This is a genomic window from Deefgea rivuli DSM 18356 (genome assembly GCF_000620145.1).
Lineage (GTDB): Bacteria > Pseudomonadota > Gammaproteobacteria > Burkholderiales > Chitinibacteraceae > Deefgea > Deefgea rivuli.
The window spans coordinates 232450-249757 of record NZ_KK211082.1; the positions used below are offsets into that span (position 1 = coordinate 232450).

14 protein-coding genes and 2 pseudogenes are annotated in these 17308 nt (G+C 51.6%); 1 reads left to right on the top strand and 15 read right to left on the bottom strand.

The features are described from left to right. Nucleotides 1-54: 54 nt before the first annotated feature. The 5 genes from zigA to Q320_RS0113965 all read right to left on the bottom strand — a co-directional run bounded on the left by zigA (nucleotide 55) and on the right by Q320_RS0113965 (nucleotide 5504). The gene (gene zigA / locus Q320_RS0113945) at nucleotides 55-1287 is read right to left on the bottom strand and encodes a zinc metallochaperone GTPase ZigA (RefSeq protein WP_027469513.1); all 1233 of its coding nucleotides are present in this window, start codon (nucleotides 1285-1287) and stop codon (nucleotides 55-57) included. Nucleotides 1288-1437: 150 nt separating this feature from the next. Beyond that, a complete protein-coding gene (locus Q320_RS0113950; protein WP_027469514.1) occupies nucleotides 1438-2124 on the bottom strand; it encodes a DUF502 domain-containing protein in 687 nt (228 codons plus the stop codon). Between the two features lie 201 nt (nucleotides 2125-2325). Continuing rightward, nucleotides 2326-3114, bottom strand: a complete 789-nt coding sequence (locus Q320_RS0113955) for a hypothetical protein (protein WP_027469515.1) — start codon at nucleotides 3112-3114, stop codon at nucleotides 2326-2328. A gap of 963 nt (nucleotides 3115-4077) precedes the next feature. Continuing rightward, nucleotides 4078-4845 carry a polymorphic toxin-type HINT domain-containing protein gene (locus tag Q320_RS0113960; protein WP_027469516.1) on the bottom strand — a complete coding sequence of 256 codons (768 nt, stop codon included), beginning with the start codon at nucleotides 4843-4845 and terminating at the stop codon, nucleotides 4078-4080. A 131-nt stretch (nucleotides 4846-4976) separates the two neighbouring features. Then, nucleotides 4977-5504: a gamma carbonic anhydrase family protein gene (locus Q320_RS0113965; protein ID WP_027469517.1), complete on the bottom strand. Its 528-nt coding sequence runs from the start codon at nucleotides 5502-5504 to the stop codon at nucleotides 4977-4979. Nucleotides 5505-5578: 74 nt separating this feature from the next. Here Q320_RS0113965 and Q320_RS0113970 point away from each other — a divergent pair, with 74 nt between their 5' ends. Continuing rightward, nucleotides 5579-7624 (top strand): M3 family metallopeptidase, encoded by a 2046-nt coding sequence (locus tag Q320_RS0113970; RefSeq protein WP_027469518.1) that lies wholly within the window; start codon nucleotides 5579-5581, stop codon nucleotides 7622-7624. A 103-nt stretch (nucleotides 7625-7727) separates the two neighbouring features. Here Q320_RS0113970 and Q320_RS0113975 read toward each other — a convergent pair whose 3' ends face one another. The 10 genes and pseudogenes from Q320_RS0113975 to Q320_RS19950 form a co-directional block, all read right to left on the bottom strand. Then, nucleotides 7728-8462: a substrate-binding periplasmic protein gene (locus tag Q320_RS0113975; RefSeq protein ID WP_027469519.1), complete on the bottom strand. Its 735-nt coding sequence runs from the start codon at nucleotides 8460-8462 to the stop codon at nucleotides 7728-7730. Nucleotides 8463-8663: 201 nt separating this feature from the next. Next, complete coding sequence (locus Q320_RS0113980; protein ID WP_051534759.1) at nucleotides 8664-9398, bottom strand: hypothetical protein; 735 nt, start codon at nucleotides 9396-9398, stop codon at nucleotides 8664-8666. Between the two features lie 116 nt (nucleotides 9399-9514). Further along, nucleotides 9515-10786: an O-acetylhomoserine aminocarboxypropyltransferase/cysteine synthase family protein gene (locus Q320_RS0113985; RefSeq protein WP_027469521.1), complete on the bottom strand. Its 1272-nt coding sequence runs from the start codon at nucleotides 10784-10786 to the stop codon at nucleotides 9515-9517. Between the two features lie 95 nt (nucleotides 10787-10881). Beyond that, nucleotides 10882-11694, bottom strand: coding sequence for an ABC transporter ATP-binding protein (locus tag Q320_RS0113990; RefSeq protein ID WP_027469522.1), 813 nt, complete (start codon nucleotides 11692-11694; stop codon nucleotides 10882-10884). 762 nt (nucleotides 11695-12456) lie between these two features. Next, complete coding sequence (locus Q320_RS0114000; RefSeq protein ID WP_169734462.1) at nucleotides 12457-13449, bottom strand: FecCD family ABC transporter permease; 993 nt, start codon at nucleotides 13447-13449, stop codon at nucleotides 12457-12459. Between the two features lie 41 nt (nucleotides 13450-13490). Then, nucleotides 13491-14513 (bottom strand): FecCD family ABC transporter permease, encoded by a 1023-nt coding sequence (locus Q320_RS0114005; RefSeq protein ID WP_245591025.1) that lies wholly within the window; start codon nucleotides 14511-14513, stop codon nucleotides 13491-13493. A gap of 6 nt (nucleotides 14514-14519) precedes the next feature. After that, nucleotides 14520-15476 (bottom strand): ABC transporter substrate-binding protein, encoded by a 957-nt coding sequence (locus tag Q320_RS0114010; protein WP_084282660.1) that lies wholly within the window; start codon nucleotides 15474-15476, stop codon nucleotides 14520-14522. Between the two features lie 142 nt (nucleotides 15477-15618). Continuing rightward, a pseudogene (locus Q320_RS22315) lies at nucleotides 15619-15735 on the bottom strand (hypothetical protein); the annotation flags it as partial. Nucleotides 15736-15797: 62 nt separating this feature from the next. Then, nucleotides 15798-16556 (bottom strand): annotated as a pseudogene (locus Q320_RS19945) (alpha/beta hydrolase); the annotation flags it as partial. Between the two features lie 428 nt (nucleotides 16557-16984). Continuing rightward, a complete protein-coding gene (locus tag Q320_RS19950) occupies nucleotides 16985-17302 on the bottom strand; it encodes a DUF2218 domain-containing protein (protein WP_051534763.1) in 318 nt (105 codons plus the stop codon). Nucleotides 17303-17308 lie beyond the last annotated feature (6 nt).

Below are 17308 nucleotides of genomic sequence, written 5' to 3' on the forward strand. Positions count from 1 at the left end.
GACAAAGCGCAGCAGATACCGCGCTTTTGCTTTTTTAAACCGCCATCGCGCCGATTAAGCTGGCATAGCACACGCGCTGATGTCGGCTTCTTCATCAGCTGCGCTTCCCCAATGTGGGAATGGATCATTCAAAGCCGACCAGTTTTGCATTCCCAACGCCAATTCGGCGTCGCTCAGCAGGCATTGATTTAGCCGCTCGCGCAGCAGCGCTTCGTCCATATCAATACCGATGAACACCAATTCTTGCTTGCGATCGCCAAAATCGTCGTCCCAACGATCCATGATGCTGTCGATTTGCTCGTCTTCCGTTGGCCAATGCGCTTTGGGTACGCTCGCCCACCAATAACCGCCTGCGCCATGCCGACAAGCACCGCCCGCTTGCGACCAACTACCGGCAAAGCTCGGGCGGCTCGCCAGCCAGAAAAAGCCTTTGGAGCGCAATACGCCCTGCCATTCGCTATGAATCAAGTTCCAAAACCGCTCTGGGTGCAGCGGCGCGCGTGCTTGCCAAACGAAGCTGCTGATACCGTATTCTTCAGTTTCAGGGAGATGCTCACCGCGTAATTCAGCCAACCAGCCCGGTGCATTGGCGGCTTCGTCAAAATCAAAACGCCCCGTGCCTAAAATGGCATCCAGCGGCACTGCGCCGTTTTCAGCAACGATTTGCAGCGCGCGCGGATTGAGCGCGGCGAGGATGCCTTGCAACTCAGCCAGCTGCGTTGGCGTCACTAAATCGGGCTTGCTAATCACCAGCACATCACAAAATTCAACTTGCTCGGTGAGCAGATCGACCACGCTGCGGTCATCATCTTCCCCTGCCGTTTCGCCGCGCTCGACCAGCAAATCGCTGCCCGCATAATCACGCAAAAAGTTAAATGCATCGACCAGCGTCACCATCGTATCGAGCTGGGCGATGTCCGCGAGCGACTGCCCTGCTTCATCACGGAAAGTAAATGTTTCGGCCACTGGCAAAGGCTCGGCGATGCCGGTGGATTCGATCAGCAGGTAATCAAAGCGATCTTCCTTAGCGAGGCGCGCCACTTCGAGCAATAAATCTTCGCGCAAAGTGCAGCAAATACAGCCATTGCTCATTTCAATGAGCTTTTCTTCGCCGCGCGCAAAACCGCCTTGATGAATCAATTCGCCATCGATATTCACATCCGACAAATCATTCACAATCACCGCAACACGCAAACCGGCGCGATTTTTCAATACGTGATTGAGCAAAGTGGTTTTACCTGCGCCCAAAAAGCCAGATAAAACGGTAACCGGTAAACGCTTTGCCATTTTGGCCGCTCCTTAAATAAAGCGCATAGCATATCCTTATGCAACACAGTTGCGCAACTGTGTTGCATATAAAGCGAATATAGCACCCTCCTCCAAGCATAAAAAAAGCCACCCTGATTGGGTGGCTGATAATAAAAACAATGCTGCGCTTTAAGGCTGCTTTGGATCGGGATAAATCACAGGCGCAGTTTGCAGCGCTTTTTTCAGCGGTGGTGGCGGCGTAATGCCCATCGACATATAAATACTGGTCAGTTTATCCACGCCAATATTAGCCGGACGTATCCATTCCTTTGGAATATACAGCAAGCCGCCGCCAATTGGCACGGGCGCAGTGGGCACCAGCACCGCCTGATATTCGCGGCCTTCGATGTCCATGATTTCAGGATTGGGCATCAGCGCCAATACCGCCACGCCATCGCCGCCAAACAAGCACCATACCGGGCTCATCGCGCCGATATCGGCGTCTTGTTTTTGATCAAGCAAGCCGACAAACCGATCGGCTACATTATACAAACTGCCAATAATCGGAATCCGGCGCACGGTTTTATCCAGCAACGCTGCCAGCGGTTTTTTCAAGCGCGATTGCACAACAATCCCCAACGGATAAATCGCGCCTATCAAAATTACCCAGCCGAGTAAATAACCCAAAATCGGATTACTCACAATCGGCTGACCAATCATCGCAAACAATTGCCCAGCGAGGCTACGTGGCCCTAAGAAGCCATCCAAAATATTCACCACCCAACCGAGCAGTGACAGTGTGAGCAGTAAAGGCAAAAGCGCCAATAAACCCGCCAACCATGTTGTCATTACACCTTTTACACTACGCTTAATCATGCAAACTCCATTCGATACTCAGCATGGGTATATCTCTATAAAATATGAAAATAAATTACTACAGAGATATACCCATTAATTTTTGTTCTAATTCAAACCCAGTCCAATCAGCACGCTCTACGCGATCTATGACTAATTATTTTCGTGCTAACACCGCGATTTTCAATGAGCTAGCCGACAATGATGCATTGCAAGTTTACGCTATACCTCGCGGTACAACTTTTTATCGGCCGATTTCATTTTTTCATACTCATTACGCAAAATACACACCAGCTCGGCCTCGCCAATACCCCGCACCGCCACCGCGCGCGTGATGATGTGATCGGTAAAAAACGACGTCGTTCGATTATCTTCCAAATCAAAGCCACGCCGATTAAACGCAAAGCCAATCCCCGGCAATTTTTGCATCCGCGACGCCATATTGATGCACGAACCCACGTAATCATTACCCTCGCCCACCGAATAAACGGTGCCACGCGCCAGCCCCACGCGCAAACGCACTGGCGGATCAGCAACCCGAGATTTGAGCGTTGGCAAAAAATCCTGCTGATATTTTTTGCAAATACTCCACGCGCTGGCAATCACATTACGCATCGCCGCCTGCGACAAACCCCTGCTCGACCAAATCACCAGCAAGCCATCGCCCATGAATTTGGTAAAAAACGGCAAAGGGCACCACAAAGCCACGCCTTTTTCCTCGTCCTTTTGCTTCATTTCATTGCGCAATTCATCCATCAGCCAGCTTAAAAACGGATGCAGAAAACTCGGCACTGACAAATGCGGATCAATTTGATTACAAAACTGACTAAACCCCTCCAAATCAAACACCGCCGCAATCGCATCAGTCGCTTTGGATTCCCGCGTCAAATTCCCCAGCCCCAGCATCGACGCATTAAAGCGATCAAACGCTGGATAACTCAATAATTTGCGGCGATGGCCGTCAATTTCGGTACGCACATAATCAGAACTGCGGGGCTTATACGTCGGCATGGTTGGGCTAAGTTGATTTGCGGTTGAGGTCGGGATTAAACAGAGCGTGCCAGCAAAATTACCGCTGCTAGCGCGAAAAAAATCAATCTTGGCATCTTACAGCATCAGCGAGTGCAAGGCTTGATGCGACGCAGAGTAAACAAGATGAAATTATTGATTTGGCATTTTTTGACTGCTAATCGGGCGCGAAGTTCTAATAGGCTGAGAGTTTGGTGTTGATGAAAAATCGCTTCACTTAAACTAAACGTGTCAATTTTCTTCTCACCATGGTCGCGCTCATGCCGCGCGGCACTAACTTTTCTTGAACGGCCAAGAAAAGTAAGCAAAAGAAGGCCGCCCTAGTATCTGCGTCCGACTTCGTCGGATCCCCTCGCTGCGGACAATCGGCAAGGCGGCGGGCTTTAACAAAACAGAGCCCGCCGAAAGCCCCTTGCCGCTTGTTCCTCGCTCGGCTTGACACAAGGGATCTGGCGCAGCTCAACGATATTTTAAATAAAGTAGATGTATTGCCTTCTAAGCTTTTAAAATAAAAGGCTACGGTTGAATACATCAACACCCTGTTCAACTCGTCATTCCGGCGAAGGCCGGAATCCAGCAACTCTATTTGCCCAGCACCAGCACGAAACCAAGCACGCAAATGATGGATTCATGGTTTTTAAATCCCGTCCAAGCGCACCGAGTGAGGAGAGAGACAAACCGCTTTATCGTTTGGCTCACGATCGATCGAGGGCATCGGGGACCGATGCGCGCCCGGGGCTCGTTTTCTTTGGTTCGTTTCTTTTGGAGAAGCAAAAGAAATGAACCTGCAGCGGGCAGCTCCCGCCCCAAAACCTACGCGGCGTAGCCGCATAAACAACAAAACCGCCAGAATAATCCAGCGGTTATGTTTGAATCATACTCGCGGTAAACGTTGGGCTGCGCAAGCTTAGCCCAACCTACAGCGCTTATTGTCGCCCTACGAAATCATTCCGTGGAATGAAGTTCACAATTTCGACAATGAACCCAGACCCCTTCTTCGCCGACATAATAGGTGTGGCAATCTTCTACTTCCAGATTGTAAACGCGAGATTTAAACGCACGATCCCCTTCATCATAAATAATGGACAGCATTGCTTTATGGTCAAAAACCGTGCAATCAAAATCTCCTGGGTAAGAATAAGGAACAGTAGCGTCATTCCTACGGCGTAACGGATACGCCCAGAGGTCGCAGCCTGCGCGGAAATCTGCAATATGAGCTTCGGTTGCATCTGGCATACCCAAGATATCCGTCCGCACCCAGCCCATGCCTGCCGCTGGCGTACGCCAGACTTGCCATACTTGCTGCACGGTGGCGATGCCCCCATCGGCCAACTGCAATTGCTGATCTGCGCTCAAATCCGCCGCGGCAGTCCATCCTTCTCCCTCGCCACAGAAAGGATGATTGGCCGTGGCATACAAATGATGAATCGGCTTATCACGTTTCAAATGGGCTTCAGCTGCCAGCGTATACTTTACAACCCAGATTTCTTTGTCGTCGTACGTGAAGGTATTTACAACTTGTTTGTAAACCCGCTCACCACCACCTTCCGACTGCGACAAGACTCGATCACCAATCTGAGTTTGCTCGATCGGTTTTAGCCCCTGATCGGTATGCACCAATGTGCCAGCAATCAAACCCTCATTTACAGCGCAGCTCATCACGGGAGTTGAATTAAATCTATCAATCATCGACATATTATACTTACCCATCATTTCGTTTTCTTGGGTTTGCCATAGGCATCACGCCGCATCACCAGACTGCAGTTTAGCTAATCACACTGAATAATTTAGCATGTATTACCTGCTAAGCATTCAATATCAATGCCTCGCAATACATACCCCAATCACCCCTGATACTTCCCCATCAACCGCACATAATGCGCTGCCGAATAAGCGAAATGCTTAATTTCATCTTCGGTCAACGCCCGCACTTCTTTCACTGGCCGCCCCATATAGAGATAACCCGAACGCAAGACTTTATTCGGTGGCACGAGCGAGCCAGCACCGATCATCACGTGGTCTTCGATGACGACGCGGTCAAGCACAATCGTACCCATGCCGATCAGGCACTCATTGCCGATGGTGCAGCCGTGCAACATCACGCCATGGCCGATGGTGACGCGCTCGCCGATTACCAGCGGCGCGCCGAGTGGATCATCGGGGCGTTTGTGCGTGGTGTGCAGCACGCTGTTGTCTTGCACATTGCTGTCTTTGCCAACGTGGATATGGTTCACATCGCCGCGCAGCACCGCGCCCGGCCAGATCGACACGTTTTCACCGAGTTTCACTTCGCCAATCACACTCGCTTGCGCGTGCACCCAAGCGCCTGCGCCGATTTCGGGTTCAATTCCATCAAATTGTTCGATCGACATTGTCTATTCCTTGAATTCGGGCGGGTTACGCCCATCTAATTAAAATATTTTCACCATTCTACCTGAGAGCTTTCATGACACTCGCCAATCCCCTTCTCGATTTTGCCGATTTACCCCAATACAGCGAAGTCAAACCTGAACACGTTGATCCTGCGCTGGATGTTTTGCTGGCCGCTGCGGCGGAGGCGATTGCGCAAGCGGAGCAGATTTCTGATGCGACTTGGGATAGTTTGAGTGTGCTGGAAGCGCCGCTAGAGAATCTAGGCCGTGCTTGGGGTGTGGTGGCGCATTTGGAATCGGTAGTGAATTCGCCAGAGTTGCGCGAAGTGTATAACGCCAATATTCCACGGATTTCGAATTTCTTTACCGAAATCGGCCAAAACGAAAAACTGTTCGCGCTATATAAAGCGGTGAAAGAGCGCGAATATGATGGCTTGAACCCTACGCGCAAAACGGTGATTGATGATGCAATCCGTGGCTTTGTGTTGTCCGGCGCGGAATTGCCGAGCGAGCAAAAAGATCGCTTTAAAGATATTGAAGAAAAGTTGTCCGAGCTAACAACCAAATTCTCGCAAAACGTACTCGATGCGACCGATGATTTTGCGCTGTATCTGACTGCGGAAGAACTCGTTGGCCTGCCTGCGGATAATCTCTCTGCCGCAGCGAGCGCTGCCAAGGCGGATGGTAAAGAAGGCTACAAAATCACGTTAAAAATGCCGTCATATATGCCAGTGATGCAATACGTGCAAAATCGCCCACTGCGCGAGCAACTCTACAAAGCCTATGCCACCCGCGCCTCGGAGTTTGGTAAGGATGAATGGGATAACGGCAAGCTGATTCCTGAAATCCTCGCGCTGCGCCATGAAGCCGCAGCGATGCTCGGTTTTGCCAATTTTGGCGAAGAATCGCTGGTCACCAAAATGGCCGATAGCCCAGAGCAAGTGATTGCGTTTTTGTCCGATTTAGCCAAGCGCGCCCAGCCCTTTATGCTCGAAGATCGCGCCGAGCTAGAAGCGTTCGCGAAATCTGAATTTGGTATTGAAAAACTGCAAGCGTGGGATGTGGCTTTGGTTTCTGAACGTCTGCGCGAAGAAAAATACTCGTTTAGCGAGCAAGAAGTGAAGCAGTATTTCACTGAGCCAACCGTGCTCACTGGCTTGTTTAAATTGATTTCCGAGCTGTATGGCCTGCAGTTCGTTGCTGCACAAGCGCCAGCGTGGCATACCGATGTACGGTATTACGAATTGAAAAACAACGACGGCAGTTTGGTCGGTGGCCTGTATATGGATTTGCATGCGCGTGAAGGCAAGCAAGGCGGCGCGTGGATGAATGATGTACGCGGCCGTAAACTGCGTGCCGATGGCACGGTGCAAACGCCAGTGGCGCTGATTGTGTGCAATTTCGCCAGCGGTGTGGATGGCAAAGATGCGCTGTTGCCGCACGATGATGTGATTACGTTGTTCCACGAAATGGGCCATGCGCTGCATCATTTGCTGACTGAAGTCGATGAATTGGAAGTGTCTGGCATCAGCGGCGTGGAATGGGATGCGGTTGAATTGCCTAGCCAGTTTATGGAAAACTTTTGCTGGGAATGGCAGGTATTGCCCGCTTTAACGCACCATATCGATAGCGGCGAGGCAATACCCCGCCCGCTGTTCGATAAAATGCTGGCGGCGAAAAACTTTCACAGTGGTTCTGTATTACAGCGCCAATTGTATTTCTCGATTTTCGATATGGCTTTGCACCAAAAATCAGAAGCGGTTTCTGCTGGCGATTTAACAACGTTCGCACAAGCGGTGCAGCAAGAATTGGCACTGCCTTTGCCGCCAGAATACAACCGCTTCCCACAAACCTTTAGCCATATTTTTGCGGGCGGCTATGCGGCCGGTTATTACAGCTATAAATGGGCGGAAGTATTGAGCGCTGATGCGTATGCGGCGTTTGAAGAAGCGGCCGATCAAACCGGCAGCAGCGTGGTGAATCCAGCGGTCGGCGCGCGTTTCCGCAAGGAAATTCTGGCTGTTGGCGGCTCGCGCCCAGCTGCGGAGTCGTTTGCCGCCTTCCGTGGCCGCGCACCAGCGATTGATGCGCTCTTACGCCACAATGGTTTGACAACTTAAAATCTAAAACAAGCTATCGCATTAACAAAAGCCTCGTTTTCCAAATTGGGAAACGAGGCTTTTTGCTGGTTTCAACTTTAATATTTGTAGGCTGGGTTTCGCGCTATAAATCATGCTTTTTTAAAATTTCCGCCAAGCTGCCATCATGTCGCATCGCTTTCAGCGTTTTATCAAATTCAGGCAATAATTTAACAAAGTTTGAGCTTTTACGAATACAGAGTCGATAACGCAAAGTATCAAAACTGTGCGGCACTTCAGCGATTTTGTCCTTTAAACCTTGCTTCAAAATATAGGGACGCGCATGTCCGGCTACCTCAGGCGAAGCATCGACAATCCCCTCAGCCACCGAGCGATACAAAGATTCAGATAGCGGGAAATACGTGATATTAAATCCACCTAAACTCGTTTTGGTCCAACCTGCGCCAATATAAGAGCCAATTCGATACGGTATCCATTGTTCAAGCCGCGTAAAAGTTTTGATTTTATTAAAATCGGGATGATTTTTTCGCACATAAAACCGAATTTCATCCGAATACAGTATCTCGCTACTGGCCTCGGTATAACGCTGCCGATCAGGATTGTGCACCGTTACAAACGCATCGGCGTCACCCTGTTTAACCATATACTGCGCCCGCTCCCACGGATAACCGCTATGAATGGTAGGCTGCTTCATCCGTTTAACAAGCGCCTCCTGCATAATATCGACAAAAGCACCCTGAACCTGGTCACCAGCGCCACTAGAAAACGGCGGGTAATCTTGAAAATACACCACTTTGATCGCACCGCTACGCTCAGCAGCCGACACAGCCAGCGTGCAGCACGCCAGTAGTATTAGCATGAATCGGGCAAGAAACGGTTTCATTACATATTCTCAACAGCCATCTTATGATGTGACCGTAGTGGGCGGCTTCTACCGAGTCAAGCGTGAATCGCTTACACGGTCAACTCGCACCAGATTGATGGCGTACCCCATAAAAAAAGCCCCTGTAACAAAGCGAATTAGCTTTAATTCAGGGGCTTTTTGACTATTTTGCAAGACTTACTTTGCAGGACGGCCGGTTTTGATTTTTTCTAGACTATTTACCACTGCCAGCAATTGCTCATCAGGCATCGCCACCAAAGCGGCTAAGCCAGCGCGGATCAATTCGCTTTTTTTCACTTCAACGCCAGCTGCAATCGCACGCTGTTTAAGCGCGGCGATCAAGGCGTAATCGCTGGCTGGGAAAGTGAAGCTATCGCGAACCAATTTCGGTTTTTTGGCTGATTTTTTTTGCGCTGATTTTTTTTGCACTAATACAGTCGCGCGATCTAGTTTCTTTTCCATTTTGGCCAAAGGTGCGGCGTTGGATTCTTCGGCCAACAATGCTTGTGCAATCGCGCCTGATTTTTCTGCGGCAGTGGCTTTGGCGCTTGGTGCTAGTTTGGCAGTAGCGGGTTTAGCGGCTGTTGCGACGGGTTTCGCTACTGCGACTGGCTTTGAGACTGGCTTTGCTGCAGGGGCGGGCTTTGCGGCTGGACTGGGTTTAGCTGCTACTGGCTTGGCCGCTGGTGCAGGTTTAGCCACTGCAACCGGTTTTGCTGCTGGCGCTTTTGCTACGGCGGGTTTTGCTGCTGGAGTTGGTTTTACAGTTGGAGTTGTAGTTGTAGTTGCTGCGGGTTGAACTGCGGCGACAGCTGCAGGCGCTTTTGTCGCAACTGGCTTTGCGCTAGCCGCTTTGGCTTCATTGGCAGCAATGACTGCTTCACTTGAGGTTTGCAGGGCAGATTTAGGCATTAAGTGCTCCATATAGAATATAAACAGTATAAATAGTTTCTACACGTATTTTGCACTCTTTTCAAACGACCGTCTGTTGCCGTTTTATGACTAAGCCGCCCTGCACTACAAAAAAACTACACCTGCGCCAGCGCTTGTTCCAAATCGGCCAGAATATCGTCGATATGCTCAATACCAATCGACAAGCGCACCATGTCTTCCGATACACCGGCTTTTTTCAATTCATCAGGAGAAAGCTGACGATGGGTTGTACTTGCCGGATGGCAAGCCAACGATTTGGCGTCGCCAATATTCACCAAGCGTGTAATCAGTTGCAGCGCATCTTGAAAACGCGCACCGCCATCGCGGCCGCCTTGCACGCCAAACGTTAGCAAACCCGAAGCTTTGCCGCCAAAATATTGGTCGACCAAGGCTTTGCTTGGATGATCTGCTTGCCCGGCGTAATTCACCCAAGCGACTTTGGCATGGCCTTTGAGGTAATCGGCGACTTTCAGCGCATTTTCAACGTGCCTATCCATGCGCAGCGCCAAAGTTTCCAAACCCTGCAAAATCAAAAATGAATTAAACGGCGAAATGCACGCGCCCATATTGCGCAGTGGCACCGTGCGTGCGCGACCAATAAACGCCGCTTCACCGAGCGCTTCGGTGTAGACCACGCCGTGATAGCTCACTTCTGGCTCGTTCAAGCGGCGGAAACGCGCTTTGTGCTCTGCCCATGGAAACTTGCCCGAATCAACAATAATCCCGCCAATACTCGTACCGTGGCCGCCCATATATTTGGTCAGACTATGCACGACAATATCCGCACCATGCTCAATCGGGCGTGTGATATACGGCGTTGGCACGGTATTGTCGACAATCAGCGGAATGCCGCCAGCGTGCGCAACGGCAGCAAAAGCGGCGAAATCAACGACATTGCCGAGTGGATTGCCGATGGATTCGCAGAAAATCGCTTTGGTGCGCTCATCAATCAGCGCGGTAGCCGCTTGTGGATCGTTAGCATCGACAAAACGCACGCTAATGCCGTATTGCGGCAAGGTATGTGCGAATAAATTGTAAGTACCGCCGTACAGCGCACTGGTCGCGATGATATTGTCGCCCGCTTCGGCAATGGTCAGAATCGCATACGTGATCGCGGCTTGGCCTGAAGCCAGCGCCAGCGCGCCAATACCGCCTTCCAGCGCCGCGACACGCTGTTCCAGCACATCGGTAGTCGGATTCATAATCCGCGTATAGATATTACCTTTGACTTTCAGATCGAATAAATCAGCGCCGTGCTGCGTGTCGTCAAACGAATAGCTGGTCGTTTGATAAATCGGCACGGCAACCGCTTTGGTCGTTGGATCAGGGCTATAGCCTGCGTGAATCGCTAGCGTATCGAATTTCATCAACATCATCCTCAAGGGTGGGCAATCCAAATACTCTAACAGCATGTTATTTCAATCATAAATGCCTATTTCTGCTCTTCTTGGCATCAATTGATCTAAGGCAAAGCCACTTGAATATTGTGGCTCAATGCCGACGGCACGACGACGGGGCTGCCATCAATCGGCGCGCTGAGAATATCGGCTTGCACGCCGTATAAAGATTGCACCAAGGCTGGCGTAACGATGTCGCGCGGTGCGCCTTGCGCGACGATTTGTCCGTCTTGCATCGCCACCAACACATCGGCGTAGCGCGCCGCCGCGATCAAATCATGCAGCACCATCACAATGCTCGCGCCTTGTCGCGTCAGCCTTTGCGCCAAAGACAGCACTTCGATTTGATGCCCGAGATCGAGCATACTAATCGGCTCATCAAGCAGCATCAGCGGTGCGGCCTGCGCCAAAATCATCGCCAACCAGCAACGCTGCCGCTGCCCACCAGACAGTCGCTCAAGCCTTTGCTCGGCCAAATCGCTGACATTACACGCCGCCATTGCGTCTTCAACCACAGTTTGATCGTGCGCCGACCATTGTTTTAACCAGCTTTGATGTGGATGACGACCATAGCGCACCAAATCAGTCACGGTGATGCCTTCGGGCGCGAGCGGGGATTGCGGCAACAGCGCAATCGAATGCGCCGCTTGGCGTGGGCTGAGCTGCCACACATCGCTGCCATCGACGCGAATCTGGCCAGCGCACGGCGGCTGCAAACGCGCAATGGCGCGCAGCAGCGTTGATTTGCCACAGCCGTTCGGCCCCACAATAACGACCAATTGCCCCGCCGCCACGTTCAAGTTCACATCCCGAACCGTCGCCGCGTTTTGGGTATTATGCGGGTAGCGAACACTTAAATTTTCCACGACTAATCGCATCGTTATTCCTGTTTTCTTCATAGATACACCATCTGTGTATTGCTATGGAGATCTCAAATATTAAAGGCTACAAGCAGATACCGCTTAAATAGCGGGGTAATCAAATTTGATATTTAGAACCAATGCTTCACTTCACTTGAAAGCATCAACTGCTCTAATTAGCATGGTCGCGCTAATGCCGCGCGGCACTGACTTTCTTTGCTTCGCCAAAGAAAGTAAGCAAAGAAAGGCGACCCTAGTATCTGCGTCCGACTTCGTCGGATGCTAACCCGAGGTCATGGGCTACGCTAAGGCAACAAGTTGCCAAGCTACGCCACACCTCGCTGCGGACAGTCGGTTGCGCTCAAAACTCGTTCGGCCTCAAGGACAAAAGCATCGGCCTCACTCAAACATTGATCGCAAAAAACCCCGCCCCAATTGTTTCCCGAAAAAAGGGATCCCGCGTCGCTAAGCGGGGAAAAATCATCCCGCTAAGCTTTGGCGTCACCTCGCTCGGCTTGATACAAGGGATTTCGCGCAGCTCAACCATCGCGGTACGGCATCAAGACTAAATCCAAATATCACCAATAAATAACATGTATATCTACGAAGACCTTAAATACCAAGGCTTGTAATAATATACCCATACATTTTTAGGCTAAGCATTTGTTTCTTATCAAAAACATAGTCCACAAAAAGCACGAGAGAATATGAATTTATTCGTGCCTTTCGGCCTTTTTTCGTGTCTTTCGTGATCCATTTGTTTTTGACTTTTAACAAAACTCACTGCTTGCGAAACAGCACCCACAGCAAAAACGGGCCGCCCAAGATGCAGCTAATGACGCCGACGGGTACTTCAACACTGCCGCCTGCGCTGCGGCCCAAAGTGTCGGCGCAAACCACGAGTAGCGCGCCGAGCAAGGCTGAGCGCAGTAAAGGAACTTGATTTGGATTGCTCCAATGCCGCGCCAAAATCGGTGCGGCCAGCGAAATAAATGCAATCGGCCCTGCGACTGAAACACCCAAGGCTGCCAGTGCAATGGTTAATAGCAGCATCAGCAATTGCGTTCGGCGCACATTCAGCCCAAGTCCACTGGCCACATCGTCTTCAAAACGCAGCAAAGCCAATTGGCGCGACAGCAGCATCGCCATCGGCAGCAGCAAAAGCAGCCCGATGGTCGCTGGCAACGCCGCCTCAAATCCTCGCCCGATCAAGCTACCTATACTCCACGCATACACGGCGCTGGCATGTTGTAAATTAATCGTCGAGAGCAAGAGTTCGGCCAAAGCGCGCAGCAATGTCGAAATCCCCAAGCCAATAATCAGCACCCGATAACCTTGCCGACCCGCATGCCCTGCCGCCAGTATCACCAAACCAGCAGCCAGCGCAGCGCCCAACACAGCCAACGGCCAGCCACCAAAAAAGCCTGCGCCGCCCAAAATCAAACCCAGCATCACGGCCAACGTAGCACCCTGCTGTATCCCCAATAAATCAGGTGAGGCCAAAGGATTACGCGCCATGGTTTGGATCAAACAGCCCGCTGCGCCCAAGGCTGCACCCGCGATCAAGCCGGCATAAATACGCGGCAGGCGGATTTCCCACAGCAAAAGTTGATGGCTGCTACTGCCTTTGCCGAGCAAAGCTTGAATCACAGCATTGGGCGACAGCATCGTGCTGCCCAACATTAAGGACAACAGCATCGCCAAAATCAGCAGCAAGCCCAGATTACAACTCAACAAGAGCGCATCCAGCGGAATGCGGCTGACTGATGTCATCGATGTCGCGCTTCGTAATGGCGGAGGTGGCGTGTGCGCTTTCATATTGCCGTCACCAAGCGGTTCGATCGCACCAAGCCAATCAATACCGGCGCGCCCATCAGCGCCAAAATAATGCCGACTGGCGAATCAAACGGTTGGCTCAACAGCCGCGCAATGATATCGGCGATAAGCAGCACCATTGCGCCGAGCAAAGCCGAAAAAATAATTTGCTGGCTTAATCTAGGCCCAGTCAGCATGCGCGCCAAATACGGCGCAATCAAACCCAAAAATGCCAACGGCCCCGCCAAAGCGACCGCTAAACCACTGAGCAAAGTGCTAATTAGCGCCACGCCAATACGAATTCGGCCAGGGCGATAGCCCAATGCTTGCGCGCTTTCATCGCCGAGCAATAAAGCCGATAAAGGCCGCGCTAAAACCAGCGCCGCCAGCAAACTCAATACGCCCACAGGAATCAGCGGCCAAATCATGTCGCGGCTACTACCTGACAAGGAGCCCAAAATCCAGAAACGATATTGCTCATACGCCGCGGCATTACTCAGCAAAATATACGAAGTAATCCCTTGAAACGTCGCCCCCAAAGCCACGCCCGCCAGCACCAAACGCAGTGGCGAACCCGATTGCGCCAGCAGCAGCACCAAAGCATTTGCGATCAGCGCGCCTGCAAAAGCCCACAAAAGATAATCCCAACTGCTATGCACTTGCGCCAGCGCTGCACCAATCACAATACTCAACGCCGCACCTGCATTCACACCCAGCAAACCACTCTCGGCCAAAGGATTGCGCGTTGCCGATTGCAGCAACACGCCCGCCACACCCAAGCTCGCGCCGACCAGCACCGCAGCAACCGTGCGCGGCAGGCGTAAATGCTGCATCACCATCGCCAATTGCGCCGAATCCGCGCTAGGCTGCCCGAATAAATAAGCCCAACTATCGCCAACGCTAATCTGCCCCGCGCCCGACAATAATGAGCCAACAAACAAGCCCAACAACGCAGCCAGCAGCGCGAGCATCTGTAGCTGTGGATTACGCCAAATGGTATGGCTTTTAAAAATGGCTAACATCAGAACCTAACGTAGATTTTTTTCAATATCGTCGAGCACGGCCATCGCAGCCAATGGCCCGCCGACAATCGTCCACAAAGAGCCATCAATCACACGCACGCGTTGTTGTTTTACGGCATTGAGCTGCTGAAATGGTGGTGAATTTTGCACGGTTTTCAGCGTAGTCGCCGCCTCGCCTTCAGGTGCCAAAGTACCAATAAAAATCCAGTCGGCATCAATTTCAGACAAGGCTTCTAGGCTCAAAGGCGGTGAATGATTGGCACCGCCTTTTTGCTGTGAAACAGGCCGCTGCAAACCCAAATCTTGCACCACCAAACTGGCGAAAGCGTCTTTAAACATAAAGCCAGGGCCTTTCGGATCCCAACGCACAATACTCACCGTTTGCGCGGGCTTAATCTGCGCGCGTAGCGCTGCAACGCGTTGCTGATATTGCGCTAAGAATGCCATCGCTTTGTCTTCTTGCGCCAACAGCGCCGCCATTTGCTTAAAGCCGGTTTGCCAATCTACACCTGCCGAGATGGTAACCAGCGTGGGCGCTACTTTTTGCAATTGCGCCAACACTTGCTCATCACGAATCGCGCTGGTGACGATCAAATCAGGCTGCGCCGCAATCACTTGGTCCATATTGGGCTGAGCAAAACCGCCAACGCTCGCCACATGAGTGACCCGCGACAAGAGGTAATTAGGCACAGTTGCTTGGCCACGGCCATTGGTCGCGCCAACTGGCTCAATGCCTAAGGCGAGCAAAGCATCTAAATCAAATTCGCCCAAAGCCAATACGCGCTGCGGATGCAGCGGCACGGCAATTGTGCGCCCTGCCGCATCGGTGACGCTGCGCGTTTGTGCCGTAGGCGCGGCCTGCGTACCCTGCGGCGCTGATGTATAAGAGGAATACAATACAAACCCTGCAACGATCAGCAGTAAAAAAGCCAGTAAGCCGCTACGCCATAATTTATTCATCATTCCACCACTTCAGCTAAAGATTCTAAAAGTTGCTATCGCCGCTGTGTTACAGCCAACGAAGCTGGGCATTAAGCCACAAATGATAATCATTATCAATTGTGGCATTTACGGAAAGAGCGACCTCAAGCCGCGTTTTGATCCATCAAACGCTGATCACGTCGGCGCAAAAGCAAACGCCAGCACGCGCCGTGCGCCGTGCATCAACACATCTTGATGATCGTGTGCAGCCAGCGTCTGAAAATGAAGTTGCACATTCACTGCATCGTGCTGATTCAAGCCATCTGCAAACTGCCTTGCGTTATCCACCATCTTGCGCGTCGTCAGCATTTGCTCTCGCTCAGGGCTTGCAAACGCGGTGGGATATTGCTCGTCTACGCCGACGGTAATCTGCACCTGCACCGGATGCTGGCTAAAATCCTGCTGCGCCAATTGCTGCGGCAAACGCAAAACGGTCTGATGTTCGCCAAACCACAGCGATGGGCTGGCCGCCCAATAACGTTGAAAATGCTGCGGCTGCGTGCTCAGCGTATGCAGCGTAAACAAGCCACCATAGGAAAAACCAAATAGCGTTTGCTGCTGCATATTCAGCGCAAAATATTGCGCAATCAGCGGGCGCAATTCCTCGGTAATAAAGCGCAAAAAAGCAGCCGCACCGCCATGCTGCGGCGAAATCAAATCCCCCGTTGTCCCTGCCGTTGCCGGTGTGTAATCCAGCGCCCGTGCATCCACATCAAAAGGCTGACCGCTGGCGTAGCCAATCGCGACAATCAAACCGTCGCTTGATGGTTTAAGCTGCCGCCACGCGGGGTTGTCATTGTCCCGCGCAGGCTGGGCGCGAAACGCTTCCATCAGCGGATACGTCGCCAAACCATCTAAGGCCCATAGCGTGGGATAACCTTCCAATGGAGCGGGTTCTGCTGGTAGGCCGAGCAAGATGCGGTAATGCTGGCCAGTATGCTGCGAGCGAATCTCAAAACACCCAGTTCGCTCACGCTCTGCGGCGTGCCAGTCGGCGGGAAATACCTTGTTTGAGGAATCGTTGAGACTATTTTGCATACTGTTGCCCTTGAGGTTACACATAGGTATATGACTATAGAAATTATTGAATAAAGCCTACAGAGCAATACCCATAGCCAACATCATCGTTCTAATAAACATGGTCGCGCTAATGCCGCGCGGCACTTACTTTTCTTGAACGGCCAAGAAAAGTAAGCAAAAGAAGGCCGCCCTAGTATCTGCGTCCGACTTCGTCGGATTCCCGCGCTGCGGACAATCGGCAAGGCGGCGGGTTTTAACAAAACAGAACCCGCCGAAACCCCCTTGCCGCTTGTTCCTCGCTCGGCGCGATACAAGGGATCTCGGGTAGCCCAACCATCGTGGCACAGCATCAACACCCAATCTGAACATCGCCTAGTAATCAATTAAGCGAACCATCGCCAAGCGGTGCAATTCGCTGCGCTCAGTGCACCCTACCTACTCAATCCCCCTGCGGCAGCATTTTCCCCGCCTTATTTCGTGCTTTTTGAATCGTGCCTTTCATGATCCAGCGCCCGCCAGCGCAGCACCAGCGTTGGGTCTTTGAGCATCAGGCCCAAGTGGTCTTGCAGTACGTGTTCTAACTTGGCGAGTTTGTCGGCATCGTCGGCGCTGCATTGCACGTGCAAATGATCCCCGTCACGGTGCAGCGTACAGCCGCCGATGGGGAACTGGATATTTGCGTTTTCAGCGTCAAATTCAACGGGGATTTTTAAAGCGAAATGCTTGCATAATTTGTACAGCACTTTGTCGGCACTCAGTGCGACCAGCTTAGTTTGGCTGCTTAACATAAGGAT